This is a genomic window from Streptomyces sp. NPDC014801 (assembly GCF_043082085.1).
Taxonomy (GTDB): domain Bacteria; phylum Actinomycetota; class Actinomycetes; order Streptomycetales; family Streptomycetaceae; genus Streptomyces.
Genome location: NZ_JBIBXG010000013.1, coordinates 161,032 through 178,718, shown reverse-complemented (window position 1 = coordinate 178,718; position 17,687 = coordinate 161,032). Strand labels below are relative to the sequence as shown.

Annotated in this window: 12 protein-coding genes; 7 read left to right on the top strand and 5 right to left on the bottom strand. The window is 71.6% G+C overall.

Annotated elements, in window-relative coordinates; genetic code table 11:
* Nucleotides 1-273 precede the first annotated feature (273 nt).
* From ACF1AL_RS30275 to ACF1AL_RS30260, 4 genes are all read left to right on the top strand, one after another.
* Complete coding sequence (locus tag ACF1AL_RS30275; RefSeq protein WP_391828215.1) at nucleotides 274-3,528, top strand: nitrate- and nitrite sensing domain-containing protein; 3,255 nt, start codon at nucleotides 274-276, stop codon at nucleotides 3,526-3,528.
* A gap of 10 nt (nucleotides 3,529-3,538) precedes the next feature.
* Nucleotides 3,539-3,952 (top strand): roadblock/LC7 domain-containing protein, encoded by a 414-nt coding sequence (locus ACF1AL_RS30270; protein ID WP_004983065.1) that lies wholly within the window; start codon nucleotides 3,539-3,541, stop codon nucleotides 3,950-3,952.
* Nucleotides 3,953-4,049: 97 nt separating this feature from the next.
* Entirely contained in the window at nucleotides 4,050-4,622 is a 573-nt protein-coding gene (locus tag ACF1AL_RS30265; protein ID WP_366837180.1) for a DUF742 domain-containing protein, read from the top strand.
* Nucleotides 4,603-5,184 (top strand): ATP/GTP-binding protein, encoded by a 582-nt coding sequence (locus ACF1AL_RS30260; RefSeq protein ID WP_110630992.1) that lies wholly within the window; start codon nucleotides 4,603-4,605, stop codon nucleotides 5,182-5,184. The genes ACF1AL_RS30265 and ACF1AL_RS30260 overlap by 20 nt, the downstream gene beginning before the upstream one ends.
* A gap of 172 nt (nucleotides 5,185-5,356) precedes the next feature.
* On the opposite strand, the gene ACF1AL_RS30255 is transcribed toward ACF1AL_RS30260, so the two are convergent.
* Both ACF1AL_RS30255 and ACF1AL_RS30250 read right to left on the bottom strand, forming a co-directional pair.
* Nucleotides 5,357-5,551, bottom strand: a complete 195-nt coding sequence (locus ACF1AL_RS30255) for an acyl-CoA carboxylase subunit epsilon (protein WP_366837179.1) — start codon at nucleotides 5,549-5,551, stop codon at nucleotides 5,357-5,359.
* Nucleotides 5,552-5,608: 57 nt separating this feature from the next.
* The gene (locus ACF1AL_RS30250) at nucleotides 5,609-7,204 is read right to left on the bottom strand and encodes an acyl-CoA carboxylase subunit beta (RefSeq protein ID WP_366837178.1); all 1,596 of its coding nucleotides are present in this window, start codon (nucleotides 7,202-7,204) and stop codon (nucleotides 5,609-5,611) included.
* A gap of 348 nt (nucleotides 7,205-7,552) precedes the next feature.
* Between ACF1AL_RS30250 and ACF1AL_RS30245 the strand changes: the two genes are divergently transcribed.
* Nucleotides 7,553-8,164 carry a YceI family protein gene (locus ACF1AL_RS30245; RefSeq protein ID WP_391828213.1) on the top strand — a complete coding sequence of 204 codons (612 nt, stop codon included), beginning with the start codon at nucleotides 7,553-7,555 and terminating at the stop codon, nucleotides 8,162-8,164.
* Between the two features lie 126 nt (nucleotides 8,165-8,290).
* On the opposite strand, the gene ACF1AL_RS30240 is transcribed toward ACF1AL_RS30245, so the two are convergent.
* Both ACF1AL_RS30240 and ACF1AL_RS30235 read right to left on the bottom strand, forming a co-directional pair.
* Nucleotides 8,291-9,658: a hypothetical protein gene (locus ACF1AL_RS30240; RefSeq protein ID WP_391828211.1), complete on the bottom strand. Its 1,368-nt coding sequence runs from the start codon at nucleotides 9,656-9,658 to the stop codon at nucleotides 8,291-8,293.
* Nucleotides 9,659-9,709: 51 nt separating this feature from the next.
* Nucleotides 9,710-12,721, bottom strand: a complete 3,012-nt coding sequence (locus ACF1AL_RS30235) for a CIA30 family protein (protein WP_391828209.1) — start codon at nucleotides 12,719-12,721, stop codon at nucleotides 9,710-9,712.
* A gap of 160 nt (nucleotides 12,722-12,881) precedes the next feature.
* Here ACF1AL_RS30235 and ACF1AL_RS30230 point away from each other — a divergent pair, with 160 nt between their 5' ends.
* Nucleotides 12,882-14,747 carry a ricin-type beta-trefoil lectin domain protein gene (locus tag ACF1AL_RS30230; RefSeq protein ID WP_391828207.1) on the top strand — a complete coding sequence of 622 codons (1,866 nt, stop codon included), beginning with the start codon at nucleotides 12,882-12,884 and terminating at the stop codon, nucleotides 14,745-14,747.
* Nucleotides 14,748-15,162: 415 nt separating this feature from the next.
* Entirely contained in the window at nucleotides 15,163-15,795 is a 633-nt protein-coding gene (locus tag ACF1AL_RS30225; protein WP_391828205.1) for a GPP34 family phosphoprotein, read from the top strand.
* A 44-nt stretch (nucleotides 15,796-15,839) separates the two neighbouring features.
* Here ACF1AL_RS30225 and cimA read toward each other — a convergent pair whose 3' ends face one another.
* Nucleotides 15,840-17,450 (bottom strand): citramalate synthase, encoded by a 1,611-nt coding sequence (gene cimA / locus ACF1AL_RS30220; RefSeq protein ID WP_366839485.1) that lies wholly within the window; start codon nucleotides 17,448-17,450, stop codon nucleotides 15,840-15,842.
* Nucleotides 17,451-17,687: the final 237 nt, after the last annotated feature.

Below are 17,687 nucleotides of genomic sequence, written 5' to 3'. Positions count from 1 at the left end.
CACCACGCGTCGCGGTCGACCGGTGTCGCTGTGCGCACAAACGCCCCGTCTTTTGGCGGGGCTCGCTCTTTATGACCGTTTTATCTGGTGCTTACATCCCCCGCAGGCCACTCATTCCACTGTTTGGAAGAGCGCTGGTCGTCGTGCTGGAATGCCTGAACTGCCCAATAGTCAAAGACGTACTGGTAGGCGTACCGGGAGTCGTTTGGCCGACCGGGCTCTGAGACACTGCGGCACGACGTAGGTGCCGACCGCCGAGAGGTTGTTGGTCGAGTGAGGCGAAGCAAGAACAGTCCCGAGCCGGCGGCGCGGGGCAACTTCACCCCGCCGCCGCGCACAGCGGCGCCCGCCCCTGTGCCCGGTTCGGAACCGTCGGCGCCGCCGGCCCCGAGCGGCAGCCGCTTCTCCCCCAAGAACTGGCGGGTGCCCACCCGGCTGAACGCGATCCTGCTCATACCCGTGCTGGTCGGCCTCGTCATGGGCGGCTTCCAGGTCAAGAGCTCGATCGACACCTGGCAGAACGCCGAGGACGCCGAGCACGTCGCCCTGCTGGTGCGCGCCGCCGAGGACTACGGCCAGGCCCTCCTCGACGAGCGCGACCTCACCGCCCCCGACCTGCTCCAGGGCAAGGGCGAGACGGACGAGGTCAAGAAGCTGCGCGCGGCCACCGACGACGCCAAGCAGAAGTTCGACGAAGCCGCCAAGGACCTCCCGCACACGGCCGCCCTCGACCGCCGTATGCAGCTGTTCCGTTCCAACGAGACCCGGCTTCCCGCGCTGCGCCAGGCCGCCTACACCGCGCCCATGGACCCGGTCCGGACCGAAGAGGGCTACGTCGTCGTCCAGCACTCCCTGATGGAGTTCGCGAACGAGCTGAGCCTCGGCAGCGGCAACGTCACCTCCTACGGCCGTACCGTCTACGCCGTCTCCCTCGCCAAGGCCGCCGCGTCGCTGCAGCGCGCCATCGGCGTGCACCTGCTGGTCCGGCCCGCCGAGAAGAAGACCGTGGTGGCGCAGCAGCGCGTCTCGCTGTCCACGTACCGCTACCTCGAGGGCATCGCCGTCAACGAGTTCGTCTCCGGCGCCACCCAGGCCGACGTCAACCGCCTCGACCAGGTCATGGCGCAGCAGCGCCAGAAGGTCGGCGACAAGGGCACCCCCGTCAACGCCGGCGACAACAGCTCCACGCAGGGCGGCGCCTACACGGCCATGCCGGTCGCCGACGACATGCTCAAGGGCCTCGCCTCCGGCCTCTTCAGCTCCCAGGAGCTGGCCGCCAAGGGCGTGACGCCGCAGACCTGGCTGGGCGCCTACACCGCGAAGTTCGACGGCTACCGCCAGGTCGAGACCGAACTGGTCGACAAGGCCGTGGCCGACGCCCAGGACATCGCCGACAACGCCAAGCAGGACGCCATCGTCACCGGCGCCATCGTGGTGATCGCCCTGCTGCTCGCCTTCATCCTGGCCGGTGCCGTGGCCCGCCAGATGAGCCGCTCGATGCGCCAGCTGCGCAACGCCGCCTTCGGCATCGCCGAGCAGCGCCTGCCGATGCTGGTCGACCAGCTCTCGCGCACCGACCCCGGCCGCGTCGACACCCGGGTCGCCCCGATCCCGATCAGCACCACCGACGAGATCGGCGAGGTCGCCCGCGCCTTCGACCAGGTCCACCGCGAGGCGGTCCGGCTCGCCTCCGAGCAGGCCCTGCTGCGGGGCAACATCAACGCGATCTTCACCAACCTGTCGCGCCGCAACCAGTCGCTGATCGAGGGCCAGCTGACCCTCATCACCGACCTGGAGAACAACGAGGCCGACCCGGACCAGCTGGAGAACCTCTTCAAGCTGGACCACCTGGCCACCCGTATGCGCCGCAACGGCGAGAACCTCCTGGTCCTCGCCGGCGAGGAGCCCGGCCGCCGCTGGGACCAGCCGGTGCCGCTGGTCGACGTGCTGCGCGCCGCCTCCTCCGAGGTGGAGCAGTACGAGCGCATCGAGCTGCAGGGCGTCCCGGAGGCCGAGATCCACGGCCGTGCCGTGACCGACCTCGTGCACCTGCTGGCCGAGCTGCTGGAGAACGCCACCACGTTCTCCTCCCCGCAGACCAAGGTCCGCGTCACCGCGACCCGTCTCCCCGACGGCCGCGTGATGATCGAGATCCACGACAAGGGCATCGGCCTGACCGCCGAGGACTTCGCCGACATCAACCACAAGCTGGCCAACCCGCCGACCGTGGACGCCGCGATCTCGCAGCGCATGGGCCTGTTCGTGGTCGGCCGGCTGTCCGACCGGCACGGCATCCGGGTCCAGCTGCGCCCCTCGGGCGAGCAGGCCGGCACCACCTCGCTGGTCATGCTGCCGGACGCCATCACGCACGGCGGTGGCGGCGAACCGCACGTCGAGCGCGACGAGTTCACCGTCTCGCAGATCATCCCGGAGCAGAACTACCGGGGCGAGGACTTCAACCAGCAGCAGCCGATGCGCACGGCCGCCGAGCTGGGCTTCGACGACAGCCGCTACTCCGACGTCCCCGACGACATACGGGACCTGGACCCGGTCGGCCGCTCGCTGATGCGCGAGGAGCGCCGGGCGGCCCTGGAGGCCCAGAACGGCCCGCAGCCGCAGCAGCAGGGCCACGAGCAGGCCGGGTACGCCGACGACTTCGGCCCCGGGACGGGGACACAGCCCGTCTACGACGGCCACCAGGGCGGATACCCCGACCAGGGCACCGGGTACGACCAGCGCACGGCGTACGAGGAGCACGGCGGGGGCTACGACACCCGGCAGCAGCCGTCGTACGAGGAGCCCTACTTCGGGCAGAACGGCCACCAGCCGCAGGGCAACGGTTACGCGCCCTCCGGCGGTTACCCCGAGCCCTCGTATGCGGAGCCCGAGCAGGAGGAGTCCGCGCCGGCCCACGCCGTCGCGCCGGAAAACCACTCGGGCTTCGACCAGACGTCCTACCAGGACGACTGGCCCCAGCACAGCGGCTACCAGAACGGCTACGCGTCCCAGTACGCTGCGGACGCACCGGAAGCGGAATCCGAGCGGGCCGCTGACGCAAGTGAGCGGGACCGCGTAGGCTTCGACCGTCCGGGACCGGCCACTTCCGCCGCCCACGAGCTGACCGACGCCGGGCTGCCCCGCCGCGGATCCCACGCGAGCGGTTCGAACGGTGCCGCGCAGCGCGTGCAGCAGGAGACGCCGGCGCCCGCTCCGGACGGCAACGGCGACAATGGCTGGCGATCGGCGAACGACGAGCGCTGGCAGCAGGCCGCGCAACTCCGGAAGCCCAAGGCGGGCGGAGTCACAGCCTCCGGCCTGCCGCGGCGGATTCCCAAGGCCAACCTGGTCGAAGGCGCCGCCGAAACCACCCCCCAGGGGGGCCCACAGGTCTCCCGCGCCCCGGAGGACGTCCGGGGCAGGCTGAGCAACCTGCGCCGGGGCGTCCAGCGTGGACGCAACGCGGGCGCAGGCAGTGAAACGAACGGCCAGGGCTTCGGTCCTGACAGCACCTACAACCAGGAGCGTTAGTGTGAGCCCGATGAGCCAGGCGGCACAGAACCTGAACTGGTTGATCACCAACTTCGTGGACAACACCCCGGGGGTGTCCCACACGGTGGTGGTCTCCGCCGACGGACTCCTTCTGGCGATGTCCGAAGGCTTCCCCCGCGACCGAGCCGACCAGCTCGCGGCCGTCGCCTCCGGTCTGACCTCGCTGACCGCCGGTGCCTCCCGGATCTTCGAGGGCGGCAGCGTGAACCAGACGGTTGTGGAGATGGAGCGGGGATTCCTCTTCATCATGTCCATTTCCGACGGTTCCTCGCTCGCGGTGCTCGCGCACCCGGAGGCGGACATCGGTCTCATCGGGTACGAAATGGCCCTTCTGGTGGACCGAGCCGGTACTGTCCTGACCCCGGATCTGCGGGCTGAGCTCCAGGGCAGCCTGCTCAACTGACAGGGGGGCGGTGCGTTTTGGCGTCCCGGGGCCGTAAGGTTTCGGGACGCGGCTTCCACGGTGTGGGATGCCAGACACGCTCGGAGGAGGAGAGAAAGTGGCAACACCCCCAGGCGGTTCGTCCTCGGGCAACTGGTCGTACGGCCCTGCCCAGGGCCCCGGCGACGGTTCCTCGAACCCGTACGCCTACCCCTCCGCCCCGAGCCACCGGCAGCCGTACATGCCACAGGGCCCCGGCCCGTCGCCGTACGACCAGCCGCCGGCCCCGCGCATCCAGCCCGTGCAGCCGCAGCGTCGCACCCCCGAGCCGGCGCCCGCCGGGGCGTCCAACAATCCGTTGGTGCGTCCGTACGCCATGACCGGCGGCCGGACGCGCCCCCGCTACCAGCTCGCCATCGAGGCGCTGGTGCACACCACCGCTGCTCCGCATCAGATGCAGGGCCAGCTGCCCGAGCATCAGCGGATCTGCAACCTGTGCCGCGAGATCAAGTCGGTGGCCGAGATCTCGGCCCTGCTGACGATCCCGCTCGGCGTGGCCAGGATCCTCGTCGCCGACTTGGCGGAGGCGGGACTGGTCGCCATCCATCAGCCCGGCGGCGACGAGAACGCCGGCGGCCAGCCAGACGTGACACTGCTCGAAAGGGTGCTCAGTGGACTTCGCAAGCTCTAGCGGCGGTCCTTCCCGCTCCACCACCTCCGCGAAGATCGTGGTGGCGGGCGGCTTCGGCGTGGGCAAGACCACGTTCGTCGGCGCCGTCTCGGAGATCAACCCGCTGCGCACGGAGGCCGTCATGACGTCCGCATCCGCGGGCATCGACGACCTCACCCACACCGGAGACAAGACCACCACCACGGTGGCCATGGACTTCGGCCGAATCACCCTGGACCAGGACCTGATCCTCTACCTGTTCGGCACCCCCGGACAGGACCGCTTCTGGTTCATGTGGGACGACCTGGTGCGCGGCGCCATCGGCGCGGTGGTGCTCGTGGACACCCGGCGCCTGGCCGACTGCTTCCCCGCCGTGGACTACTTCGAGAACAGCGGCCTGCCCTTCGTCATCGCGCTGAACGGCTTCGACGGCCAGCAGCCGTACGCGCCGGAGGAGGTGCGCGAGGCACTGCAGATCGGCCCCGACACCCCGATCATCACCACCGACGCCCGCCACCGCGCCGACGCCAAGTCGACGCTGATCACGCTGGTGGAGCACGCGCTCATGGCGCGCCTGCGCTAGTCGGGTCCTCGGTTGCCGGGCTGCCCGCCCGCGGTGGTACGCCGCGAGCGGGCAGCCTTTTTTGCTGCCCGCACCCCGCGGCGGAGCCACACCTCCACACCGCCCGCGCCCCTTCCGGGCGCGCAGAAGGGCCCCTCTCTCGGGAGAGGGGCCCTTCTTGCCGGTGTGTGCGTCAGCGCCAGCTGTGCGGGGCGCGGAAGCCGCTCTCGCGCTCCAGGCGGCGCCAGCCGGCGCGGGCGCGGCCGCGGTGGGCCGGGGCGGTGTCGGTGGGGCGGGCGGCCGCGCGGGCCAGGAGGACGGCCGTGATGGCGGCGACCTCCTCGGGCTCGGCGTGGCCCTTCTCGACGCGGATGTCGGCAGTGCTCATGGGTCTCAGTCTCCGTGAGTCAGAGGTCCGCGGGGTTGCCGCGGTGGGTCCGCTGGGTTACTGCGGGGGGTTGCCGTGCTTGCGGGAGGGCAGGTCGGCGTGCTTGGTCTGCAGCATCGCCAGCGAGCGGACGAGCACCTCGCGGGTCTCGGCGGGGTCGATGACGTCGTCGACCAGGCCGCGCTCGGCGGCGTAGTAGGGGTGCATCAGCTCCGCCTTGTACTCCTTGACCATCTTCTGCCGCATGGCCTCGGGGTCCTCGGCGTCGGCGATCTGACGGCGGAAGATGACGTTGGCGGCGCCCTCGGCGCCCATCACGGCGATCTCGTTGGTCGGCCAGGCGTAGGTCAGGTCGGCGCCGATGGACTGGCTGTCCATGACGATGTAAGCACCGCCGTACGCCTTGCGCAGGATGAGCGAGATCCGCGGGACGGTCGCGTTGCAGTAGGCGTACAGCAGCTTCGCGCCGTGCCGGATGATGCCGCCGTGCTCCTGGTCGACGCCGGGGAGGAAGCCCGGGACGTCCAGGAAGGTGATGATCGGGATGTTGAAGGCGTCGCACATCTGCACGAAGCGCGCGGCCTTCTCGCTGGCCTCGATGTCCAGCACGCCGGCCAGCACCTGCGGCTGGTTGGCGATGATGCCGACGACCTGGCCGTCCAGCCGGGCGAGGGCACAGATGATGTTGCGGGCCCAGCGCTCGTGGACCTCGAGGTACTCGCCGTCGTCGACGATCTCCTCGATGACCTTCGCCATGTCGTACGGCCGGTTGCCGTCCGCCGGGACCAGGTCCAGCAGGACCTCGGAGCGGCGGTCGGCCGGGTCGGCGGACTCCACCCGCGGCGGGTTCTCCCGGTTGTTCTGCGGGAGCAGGGAGAGGAGGTAGCGCACCTCGGCGATGCACGTCTCCTCGTCGTCGTAGGCGAAGTGGCACACGCCGGAGGTCTCGGCGTGCACGTCGGCGCCGCCGAGCCCGTTCTGGGTGATCTCCTCGCCGGTGACGGCCTTGACGACGTCCGGGCCGGTGATGAACATCTGCGAGGTCTCGCGGACCATGAACACGAAGTCCGTCAGGGCGGGGCTGTAGGCCGCGCCGCCCGCGCACGGGCCGAGCATGACCGAGATCTGCGGGATGACCCCGGAGGCCTTGGTGTTGCGCTGGAAGATGCCGCCGTAGCCGGCGAGGGCGGAGACGCCCTCCTGGATGCGGGCGCCGGCGCCGTCGTTGAGCGAGACCAGCGGGGCACCGGCCGCGATGGCCATGTCCATGATCTTGTGGATCTTCGTGGCGTGGGCCTCGCCCAGCGCGCCGCCGAAGATGCGGAAGTCGTGGGCGTAGACGAAGACCGTGCGGCCCTCCACCGTGCCCCAGCCGGTGATCACACCGTCGGTGTACGGCTTCTTGGCCTCGAGACCGAAACCGGTGGCCCGGTGGCGGCGCAGCTGCTCGACCTCCCGGAAGGACCCCGGGTCCAGGAGCAGCTCGATCCGCTCCCGGGCCGTCAGCTTGCCCTTGGCGTGCTGTGCCGCGGTCGCCTTCTCACTCGGACCGGCCAACGCCTGGGCACGGATCTCGTGCAGTTCGGCGACCCGCCCGCGCGCGTCCGTCGGCTCGCCGGTGGGCTCACCCGTCGTCTCTTCCAAAACGGTCATGTAGCGACCTTACGAAGGGCGCCAAGGAAAGCGAGCCGTCGACTCCGTACAGTCTCCGGACCGTTTTCCTGGTACCACTGAACAGAACCTCAGGGGGATGCAGGCGTTCCGACTGCTCAGAGGGCGTCGGCGTTGTGGGGGTCTCACAAATCCGCGGGGCGTAAGACGCCTCACATCCAGGGCCGGGCATGCCATCGCTGGAGTGAACCGGCGGGGCGCGGACGGCCGCACGGGTGACGGGTACGAGACTACCCCGGCACGGACTGTTGAAATTTGAACGGAATAGGTCTACGGTCGAAGTCGTTGGCAAAGTTGAACATTCAACTTCCCGTCCCCAAGGAGCAGACCATGGGCATCTTCGGCCGCAAGAACACCGAGACCACCGAGACCACCACCGCCGCCTCGCCCGTCAACCCGGACCTCGCGGCGCTGACCGGCGACTACACGATCGACGCCAGCCACTCCACCATCGGCTTCGTCGCCCGGCACGCGATGATCACCAACGTCAAGGGCGGCTTCCTCGACTTCTCCGGCGCCCTGCACCTCGACGGCACGGACCCGTCCCGCTCGACGGCCACCCTCGACGTCAAGATGGACAGCATCGACACCGGCAGCGCCGACCGCGACGGCCACCTGAAGTCCGCGGACTTCTTCAAGACCGACGAGTTCCCGGTCATGACCTTCCGCTCCACCCAGGCCGAGGCCCTGGGCGGCGACGACTACCGCATCACCGGCGACCTGACGATCCTCGGCGTCACCAAGCCGCTGACCATCGACCTGGAGTTCAACGGCGCGGCGAAGGACCCGTTCGGCAACGAGCGCGTCGGCTTCGAGGGCAAGGCCGAGATCCTGCGCTCCGAGTGGGGCCTGACCTGGAACGCGGCGCTGGAGACGGGCGGCGTCCTGGTCTCCGACAAGATCAAGCTCGTCTTCGACATCTCGGCGATCCGCGCCGCGTGACGCACCCCGCGGCACACCGCACCGCCGGCACCGCACGGGCCACCCCTTTCCGCCTCCGACGCGGAAACCCGGGTGGCCCGTGCCGCGTTCACGTCCCCTAGAGCCGACGGCCCTCCCCCCGCTCTTTCAGAAGTTGCCGCCGAAGTCGCCGCCCCCGCCGAAGTCGCCGCCGCCCCCAAAGTCGCCGCCTCCGTCGAAGCCGCCGAAGTCGCCGGGGTCGAAGTCGGCGCCGGAGACGTCGCCGCCGCTGTAGGCGTCGGCGCCGAAGTCGCCGTAACCGGTGCCGTAGTCGGCGGCGTACGACGGGGTGGCCATCATGCTGCCGAGGAGCGTGCCGACGAGCAGGCCGGGCAGCAGGCCGCCGCCGAAGTAGCCGCCCGCCCAGGGGCCGTAGGCCGGGCCCGCGTCCCAGTAGGGGCGGCGGCCGTAGTCGGTGTCGACCTCGCGGACCATCGGGTCGTGGCCGTCGGCGAGGCGGGCGCCGTCGGCGGCGCACACCGGGACCTCGCGCGGGGCGCCGCCCGGCGGGGTCCACACCGCGTCGGCGACCGAGGGGCCGTGGCGCGGGTCGAAGAAGCACGGCGGCCGGCGCTCCGGCAGCGGACGGCCCTCGCGGCGCGCGGCGAGCTGGGCGAGCGAGAAGCGGCCGTCCTTCAGGGCCTGGGTGACACCCCGCACGTCCTCGGGCCGCGCCGCCGAGGCCATCAGCGACTTCGCCTGCTCGTAGGCGTCCAGCGCCCGCTCGTAGTCCGCGCGCATCGCGTCGTCGGCACCCGGTTCGGCCGGATGGAAGTCCAGGCGGTCCAGTTCCTCGCCGAAGGCGGTGATGTCCTCGTCGACCACCACCCGCAGCCGCTCCAGCGCCGCCCGCTGCTCCTCGGCGCGCCGCCGCCGGCCGCGCCGGACGACGGCGTAGGCGCCCGCGCCGCCGACGACCACCACGGCGGCCGTGGCGATGAGCGCGGTGGACGACACCCCGCCGCCGCTGCCCGTGTGGCCCCAGCCGGACGGCGCCGAGCCGCGCATGGTGGGCACGGCCCGGTCGGTGAAGTCGGTCAGCTGGGTGCGGGCGTCACGGTCGCCCTGGACGCTGGTGACGAGGTTGTGCACCGCGTTGCGGGACAGCACCGAGGAGTCGGCGCGGGCGTCGAAGCGGTCGCCGAGCCGGACGGCGTAGGCGCCGGTGATGCCGGTGGCGGTGCGCAGGTCGGTGAAGAGGTTCTGCGTCGGGTAGCCGGCCGGGAGCACGACCACGAAGAGCGGTTTGTCCGCCCTCCTGATCCGCTGGGCGAGCGCGTCGGCGTCACCGGCCGACAGCTGCGCGGAGGCGGCCGGATCGACGTAGACGGGGTTCTCGCGCAGCGCCCGTCCGATGGTGGACAGGCTGCTGTCGGCCACGGCGTGCGGGGCCGGCGCCCACAGCACCGCCAGCGCGGCGAGCAGCGCGGCCGCCAGCAGGGCGGGGAGGTTTCGGGTCCGTACGACGGCCTTCATATGTCGAACGTACCCGAATCCTCCCGAACCGTTCCTCCGGGCCAGGCGGAATCAGACCGCCCGGTAGGCCGCCGTCAGCTTCTCCACCGCCTGTCCGTACCGCCCGGTCAGCAGCAGGTGCTCGGCCTCCGCGAAGGGCGCCGCGACCGCGGCGGTGAGCCGCCCTCCGGTGCGCTGCTGGACGATCAGCCGGGCCTTGCCGACCAGGGCGCGCCCGGCGGCGTCGGCGCCCGCCCGTTCGGCGGCCCGCGCGGCGACGCCCAGGGCCTTCAGCGTGGCCGCGCCGCCCCGGGGCACCTCGGTCAGCGTGGTCAGGCCCCAGCCGTAGGGGAACTGCGGGTCGTAGGCGGCGTCGCCGACGTTGATCGGCAGCTGGGCCTCGGAGCGCGGCCAGGTGACGGGCAGCCGCCCGGTGAAGGGGCGCCTGCCGTAGAGCACGTCGGCCACGCCGTCGCCCTCGGTGCCCGGCAGCCAGGAGGCGACCAGGGCGTCGATCCGGCCGAGCCGGTCGCCGATCAGCTGCGGGCGCCCGGAGACGATCAGCACCGCGCACTTCATCGCCGCGCACACCCGGTCCACGGCCGCCTGGTCGGCGGCGCTCAGCCGCAGGTCGTGACCGTTGCCGACGTCGCCGACGCCCTCGGCGTAGGGCGTCTCGCCGACGACGACCACGCCGACGTCGTAGCCGGCCGTCGGGGCGGAGGCGTCCTGGGAGTAGGTGACCTGCGCGCCCGACTTGCGCATGCCGGCCAGGATGGTGGTGCCGGTGGTGACGGGTCCGGAGGAGCCCTGCCAGGTGAGGGTCCAGCCTCCGGTCTGGTTGCCGAGGTCGTCGGCGTTGGACCCGGCGACGTACACCTTCTGCGAGGGCTTCAGCGGCAGCAGTCCGCCGTCGTTCTTCAGCAGCACCTGGGATTCGGCGGCGGCCCGGCGGGCGACCGCGCGGTGGGCCGGGGAGCCGATCGCGGCGGCGCCGGACGTGTCCGCCCAGGGGTGCTCGAACAGCCCGAGCCGGAACTTCTCGGTCAGGATGCGGGAGACGGCGTCGTCGATCCGCCGCTCGCTGATCCGGCCCGCCGTGACCTCGCCGACGAGCGCGGCGGTGAAGTCCTTGTAGCCGTAGGGCACCATCATCATGTCGACGCCCGCGTTCACGGCGGCGCGCACCCGGGCCGCGTAGTCGCCGGGGAGCTGGTCGATCGCGTTCCAGTCGCTGATGACGAACCCGTCGAAGCCCATCCGGTCCTTGAGCACGCCGTTGATCATGTCGCCGCGGGCGTGCATCCTCACCGCGCCCCGGCCGTCCCCGACGATGTCGAGGGAGGAGTACGACGGCATGACCGTGCCGATGCCGCGCCGGACGGCGGTCTCGTAGGGCGCCAGGTGGGTGTCCTGGAGCTGTTGCCGGGTGACGGTGGTGACGCCCTGGTCGATCGTGTACGTGCCGGTGGTGGACGAGCCGTAGGCGGTGCCGCCGTCGCCGACGAAGTGCTTGGCGGTGGCGAGGACCTTGTCGCCGCGGCTCAGGTCCCGGCCGTCGGCCCGGCCCTGCAGGCCCTGGATCATCGTCTCCATGGACTGCACCAGCGCCGGGTCCTCGCCGAAGGACTCGTAGGAACGGCCCCAGCGCTCGTCCCGGGTCACGCACAGGCAGGGCGCGAAGTCCCAGGGCACGCCGGTGGCGCGGACCTCGGCGGCGGTCACCGCGCCGGTGCGTTCGGCGAGCGCGGGGTCACGGGTCGCGCCGATGCCGATGTTGTGCGGCATGATCGTGGCACCGGCCAGGTTGTTGTGGCCGTGGACCGCGTCGACGCCGTAGACCAGCGGGATCTGGAAGCGGGTCGCCTGGGCCCGCAGCTGGAAGCCGTCGATCATCCGCGCCCAGCCCTCCGGCGTGTTGGGCGTGGGCGTCGAGCCGCCGCCGGAGAGCAGTGAGCCGAGGGCGTAGCCGGCGATGTCGCCGGGGGTGCTCATGGCGCCGCGCTCGGCCTGGGTCATCTGCCCGGCCTTCTCCGTCAGGGACATCCGGGACAGCAGATCGGCGACCCGTTCCCGCACCGGCCGCTCGGCGTCGAGGTACGGCAGCCCGTGCGCGTCGATCACGACCTGCGGGGTCTCGGCGGGGGCCTTGGCGCCGGTGACCGCGAGGGTGAGCGGGACGGTCTCGGCGGGCTCGGCGCTCCGGTCCTTGCGGGTGGGCACCTCGACGGTGCGCGAGGTGCCCGAGGCGGTGCCGGGCGGGAAGGTGAGGGTGCCGGAGACCGGGGTGTAGTCCTGGCCCGCGGTGGCGGTGCCGCCCCGGGACGCGTACGTGACCGTCACCGGGTCGGTGAGCGGCCTCTCCCCCGTGGTGGCGACGGTGACCTTCACCGACGCGGTGCCGCCCTCCCGGACCGGGTACACCGCGGCGTCGGTGGTGACGGAGGCGCGCAGCGACTGGTCGGCCGTGCCGTACAGCTCCACGCCGTCCATGGCGAAGGTGCCGGGGGCGCCGGTGGGGAGGGTGACGGCGTAGCCCCACATCCGCGTCAGGCCGAGCACATGGTCGATGCCGCCGACGGGCTGGTAGTCGGTGCGGTAGACGAAGTCGGTGAAGGGCAGCTCGATCTGCTTCCAGCCGGTGAAGTCGTCGGTGAACGACGTGGTCCACAGCTCGGAGGCCTCGCCGTGCGCGCCGCCGTCCTTGATCTCGAAGGTGATCTTCCGGCCCGTTCCGTGGCCTTCCCACCACAGGCGGATGCCGCGGTGGGCGGACCAGTCGTGCGGCGGCTCGTTCGCGGCGTAGTCGTGGGTGAAGCCGCCGTAGCCGCTGATGTCGTAGGTGCCGGTCAGGACCTTCGCGCCCTCGGGGGCGTCGGCACGGGCGGTCAGGCTCAGCGTGGGCGGGTCGTCGGCGTCGCCGCCCCAGGTGAAGATCCCCTCGGCGGGCTGCCCGGCGAAGGGCACCTCGCCCTCGAAGCGGTCCACGGGGACCGGGGCGGGGGCGTCGGCGGCGTGGGCCGACGCCCAGGGGAGCAGGGCGGCGAGCAGGGTGGCGGAGGCGAGCAGGGCGGTTCTTCGCATGGACCTTCCCTCGGCTCTCGGGAAAACCTCACAAGGCTTAGTTCACGGCGTGAGTTAACTCATGTACGGTCGGTCCGTCAAGACTTGACGCCTCGTCACCACGGCTCTTTACTCACGGCTCGCACGCCTTCGACCCCCACACCCAGAAGGGCGGCGCCCCATGAGGAGACCCACCACGGCCCTCCGCCTCCTGCTCGCCGGGCTGCTCACCACGGCCGGCGTCACGGCGGCGGCCGCGCCCGCGCAGGCCGCCGGCGAGCCGGTCACGGCCTGGCTGACCACCACCGACGACTCCGGCGGCCGGCACGTCGTCCGCGGCCTGGAGCCGCAGGCCCCGTTCACGTTCCAGTCCGGCACCGGCGGCAGCGGCGAGAACATCACCGTCGACGAGAACACCCGCTACCAGACGTTCACCGGCGCCGGTGCGTCCTTCACGGACACCGCGGCCTGGCTGCTGAACAGCAGCGGCGCCCTCTCCGCGTCCACCCGCAACGCCACGATGCGCAAGCTCTTCTCCCCCACCGAGGGGATCGGCCTGTCCTTCCTGCGCAACCCGATGGGTGCCTCGGACCTGGCCCGCTACGGCTACACCTACGACGACGTCCCGTCGGGCCAGACGGACCCCGCCCTCTCCCGCTTCTCGATCGCCCACGACCTCGCGGACGTCGTCCCGCTGACGAGACAGGCCCTCCAGCTCAACCCCTCCCTCACCGTCATGGCCTCGCCGTGGACGGCCCCGGCCTGGATGAAGGACAGCGGGCAGCTCAACGGCGGCTGGCTGAAAGCGGAGGACTACGGCGCCTACGCCGGCTACTTCGTGAAGTACCTCCAGGCCTACCGGGACCAGGGCATACCGGTCTCCTACGTCACCGCGCAGAACGAGCCGACCTGCTGCTCGGGCTACCCGTCGATGAGCTGGAACGCGAGCGGCCTGGCGTACTTCACCAAGAACGAGCTGCTGCCGAAGCTGCAGTCGGCCGGACTGGCGACGAAGGTCCTCGCCCACGACTGGAACTGGGACACCTACGACGCCTACGCCGCGCAGACCGTCGACGACGCGGCGATCCGCAGCCACCCGAACTTCGGCGGCGTCGCCTGGCACGGCTACGGCGGCGACGTGACGAAGCAGACGGCCGTCCACAATCAGTACCCGCAGCTGGACGCGTTCGCCACCGAGCACTCGGGCGGCACGTGGATCGCCGATCAGCAGCGCGAGGACCTGCTCGACATCATCGACTACACCCGCAACTGGGCGAAGTCGGTGACCAAGTGGTCCCTGGCCGTGGACCAGAACATGGGCCCGCACAACGGCGGGTGCGGCACCTGCACGGGGCTGGTCACCGTCCACAACGGCGACGCGCGCAGCGGTCAGGTCGACTACACGGTCGAGTACTACGACATGGGCCACCTGACGAAGTTCGTCCGCCCCGGCGCGCAGCGGATCGCCTCCACGGCGTCGGCCGCCGTCCCGAACGTGGCCTGGCGCAACCCGGACGGCTCCAAGGCCCTGATCGCGTACAACGACGCAACCACACCCCGCACGGTGACCATCAACTGGGGCGGGCAGCACGCCACTTACTCCCTTCCCGGCAAGACGTCGGCGACCTTCACCTGGTCCGGGGCGCAGTCCGGGGGCGGGGACCGTACGGGCGCGTTCGTGGGGCTGGCGGGCAAGTGCCTTGACGTGGCGGGCGGTTCCACCGCCAACGGGACCGCCGTCCAGCTCTACGACTGCAACGGCACGGCGGCGCAGAGCTGGACGGTCGCGGCCGACGGCTCGATCCGGGCGCTCGGCAAGTGCCTGGACGTGACGTCCGGTGCGACGGCGGACGGGGCGAAGGTCCAGTTGTACGACTGCAACGGGACGGGTGCGCAGCAGTGGTCGTACAACGCCTCGACCGGTGACGTGGTGAACGTGCCGGCGAACAAGTGCCTGGACGTCACGGACAACACGTCGGCGAACGGGACGCGTACGCAGATCTGGACGTGCACGGGGTCCGCGAACCAGAAGTGGCACTTGCAGTAACTGCCGACGCCACGGTGCGCGCCGCGGGGCACGGTGCCCTTGGGTGCGCTGCACCCGGGGGTGCGGTGACCGCCGTGGGGGTGCGCTGCCCGGCGTTGCGGGGTGCCGCTGCGCCCACCCGTGCCGCCCCAGCGGCACGACTGCCCGCAGCTACGCGAGACGGCGGCGGGGTGACCGCCGTGGGGTGCGCAGCCCGGCGGTGCGGGTGCCGCCCGCGCCCACCCGTGCCGCCCTGGGGGTCCCCCCTGCTCGAAGAGCTTGGGGGAGGCACGACTGCCCGCAGCTACGGCGGGATAGCCGCCGACGGCGGGAGGGGGCGTGGTGGGGTGTCGGCCCGCAGCGGACGGCATTGCCTTTCGTCAGCCCGCGGACGAAAAGCCGCCCAAGCGCCACGGGCGCGCGCATGCTGGAGAGCATGACCACCGCACACGACCTCTTCCTCACCGCCCTGGACGTACCGGCCACCCACCCCCTCACCCAGGGCGACCTCTCCCTCGCCCTGGCAGGCGCCGAGCTCGTCGATCTGCTCGGCGCCGAGGCCGTACACCTGGACGCCGGCGACCGGGACGGCGACAGCGACCGCGACCGCATCGTCCCCGGCCTGCAGCCCGCCACCGGCGACCGCCTCCTGGACGAGGCCGCCGCCGCCCTACGGCGCGAGCACCCGTACGAGTCGGTCGACGACTGGCTGTGGCGCCGCGGCCGGGGACTGGCCGCGGCCTACGCCAGGGAGACGCGCGCCGAAAGCGGGCCGCACGGCCACCGCTGGCTCCCCAGCCGAGCCCGCCACGCTCCCCCGCCCGACTCCCCCGAGCGACGTCACGCCGCGGACCGCTGGGCCTTCCGCGAACCCGTCCTCGTGGCCCTGGCGGCAGCCCTCGGCATCCCCGAGGGCGGCGCCCCGCAGAGGGACACCGCCCCCGACCTGGACGACGCCGTCCTCACCGTCGTCGCCGCCGTCCACAACGCGCTCACGGAACTCGCGGCCGTACGCCAGCGCCGCCGTATCGAGGACGACGCCTACGCCAACATCTGGCGCGGCGTGTGACACCCCCGCAGCCACCCGGCCACCCAGCCCCCGGCGGCGAGCTGCTACGCGGCCGGCTCCACCCCCGCCCGCAGCAGCCCGTACGTGTACGCGTCCTCCAGCGCCTGCCACGAGGCGGCGATGACGTTGTCGGCGACCCCCACCGTGGACCACTCGCCGGCTCCGTCGGTGGTGGAGATCAGTACCCGGGTCGTGGACTGCGTACCGTGCACGCCCTCCAGGATGCGGACCTTGTAGTCGACCAGCTCAAGCTTGGCCAGCTGCGGGTAGATCTTCTCCAGCGCGACCCGCAGCGCCCGGTCGAGCGCGTTGACCGGGCCGTTGCCCTCCGCGGTGGCGACGATCCGCTCGCCCTTGGCCCACAGCTTCACCGTGGCCTCGTTGGCGTGCGTCCCGTCGGGCCGGTCCTCGACGATCGCGCGCCAGGACTCGACCTCGAAGTACCGCAACGGCCTGCCCTGCACCTCGCCGCGCAGCAGCAGTTCGAAGCTCGCGTCCGCGGCCTCGTACGTGTAGCCCTTGAGCTCGCGTTCCTTGACCCGCTCGACGACCCGGCCGACCAGTTCGCGGTCCCCGCCGAGGTCGATGCCGAGTTCCTTGCCCTTCAGCTCCACCGAGGCGCGGCCCGCCATGTCGGAGACCAGCATGCGCATGGTGTTGCCGACGAGCTCGGGGTCGATGTGCTGGTACAGGTCGGGGTCGACCTTGATCGCGGAGGCGTGCAGCCCGGCCTTGTGCGCGAACGCGGAGACACCGACGTACGGCTGGTGGGTGGACGGCGTGAGGTTGACGACCTCGGCGATGGCGTGGGAGATGCGGGTCATCTCGCGCAGCCGGCCCTCGGGCAGCACCTTCTTGCCGTACTTCAGTTCCAGCGCGGCGACCACCGGGAACAGGTTGGCGTTGCCGACCCGCTCCCCGTATCCGTTCGCCGTGCACTGCACGTGGGTCGCGCCGGCGTCGACGGCGGCGAGGGTGTTGGCGACCGCGCACCCGGTGTCGTCCTGGGCGTGGATGCCGAGCCGGGCGCCGGTGTCGGCGAGGACGGTGGCGACGACGGCGTGGATCTGGGCGGGCAGCATGCCGCCGTTGGTGTCGCACAGGACCACCACGTCGGCGCCCGCCTCGGAGGCGGCCCGCACGACGGCCTTGGCGTACTCCGGGTTGGCCCGGTAGCCGTCGAAGAAGTGCTCGCAGTCGACGAACACCCGGCGGCCCTGCGAGCGCAGGTAGGCCACGGTGTCGCGGACCATCTCCAGGTTCTCCTCGAGCGTGGTGCGCAGCGCCAGCTCGACGTGCCGGTCGTGGGACTTGGCGACGAGGGTGACCACCGGGGCGCCGGACTCCACGAGCGCCCTGACCTGCGGGTCCTCGGCGGCGGTCGTGCCGGCGCGGCGGGTGGAGCCGAAGGCGACCAGCTGGGCGTGGCGGAAGGTGATCTCGGCCTGCGCGCGGGCGAAGAACTCGGTGTCGCGCGGGTTGGCGCCGGGCCAGCCGCCCTCGATGAAGCCCACGCCGAAGTCGTCCAGGTGCCGTGCGATCGCGAGCTTGTCGGCGACGGTGAGGTTGATGCCCTCGCGCTGGGCGCCGTCCCGCAGGGTGGTGTCGAAGACGTGGAACGAGTCGTCGAGCTCGCTGGTTGCCGTCTCGGTCATGGTCTCAAGGCTCCTGTTGTGGATCTTCGGTCTTACCGGAATGACCGGCTCCACCGTCCCCCCAATGGTCCCTCACGCCTGACTCCCGGCTGCAGGTGGGCCAGGAAACAGAAAAACCCCTCGCGGGTGCGAGAGGTCTGCGCGCGGGTCGAGGACGACGGTGGCCGCCCGTACCTGGTCGTACGTGGCGGTCACTGCGGACCGGCGCGCCTGCTGCCAATAATCGTGGCGAACGAG

Excerpts from the sequence above, each read along its gene's own strand:
- ACF1AL_RS30235 (WP_391828209.1), bottom strand. The coding sequence starts at position 12,721 with ATGCGAAGAACCGCCCTGCTCGCCTCCGCCACCCTGCTCGCCGCCCTG.
- ACF1AL_RS30245 (WP_391828213.1), top strand. The coding sequence starts at position 7,553 with ATGGGCATCTTCGGCCGCAAGAACACCGAGACCACCGAGACCACCACC.
- ACF1AL_RS30255 (WP_366837179.1), bottom strand. The coding sequence starts at position 5,551 with ATGAGCACTGCCGACATCCGCGTCGAGAAGGGCCACGCCGAGCCCGAG.
- ACF1AL_RS30240 (WP_391828211.1), bottom strand. The coding sequence starts at position 9,658 with ATGAAGGCCGTCGTACGGACCCGAAACCTCCCCGCCCTGCTGGCGGCC.
- ACF1AL_RS30230 (WP_391828207.1), top strand. The coding sequence starts at position 12,882 with ATGAGGAGACCCACCACGGCCCTCCGCCTCCTGCTCGCCGGGCTGCTC.
- ACF1AL_RS30270 (WP_004983065.1), top strand. The coding sequence starts at position 3,539 with ATGAGCCAGGCGGCACAGAACCTGAACTGGTTGATCACCAACTTCGTG.
- ACF1AL_RS30225 (WP_391828205.1), top strand. The coding sequence starts at position 15,163 with ATGACCACCGCACACGACCTCTTCCTCACCGCCCTGGACGTACCGGCC.
- ACF1AL_RS30250 (WP_366837178.1), bottom strand. The coding sequence starts at position 7,204 with ATGACCGTTTTGGAAGAGACGACGGGTGAGCCCACCGGCGAGCCGACG.
- cimA (WP_366839485.1), bottom strand. The coding sequence starts at position 17,450 with ATGACCGAGACGGCAACCAGCGAGCTCGACGACTCGTTCCACGTCTTC.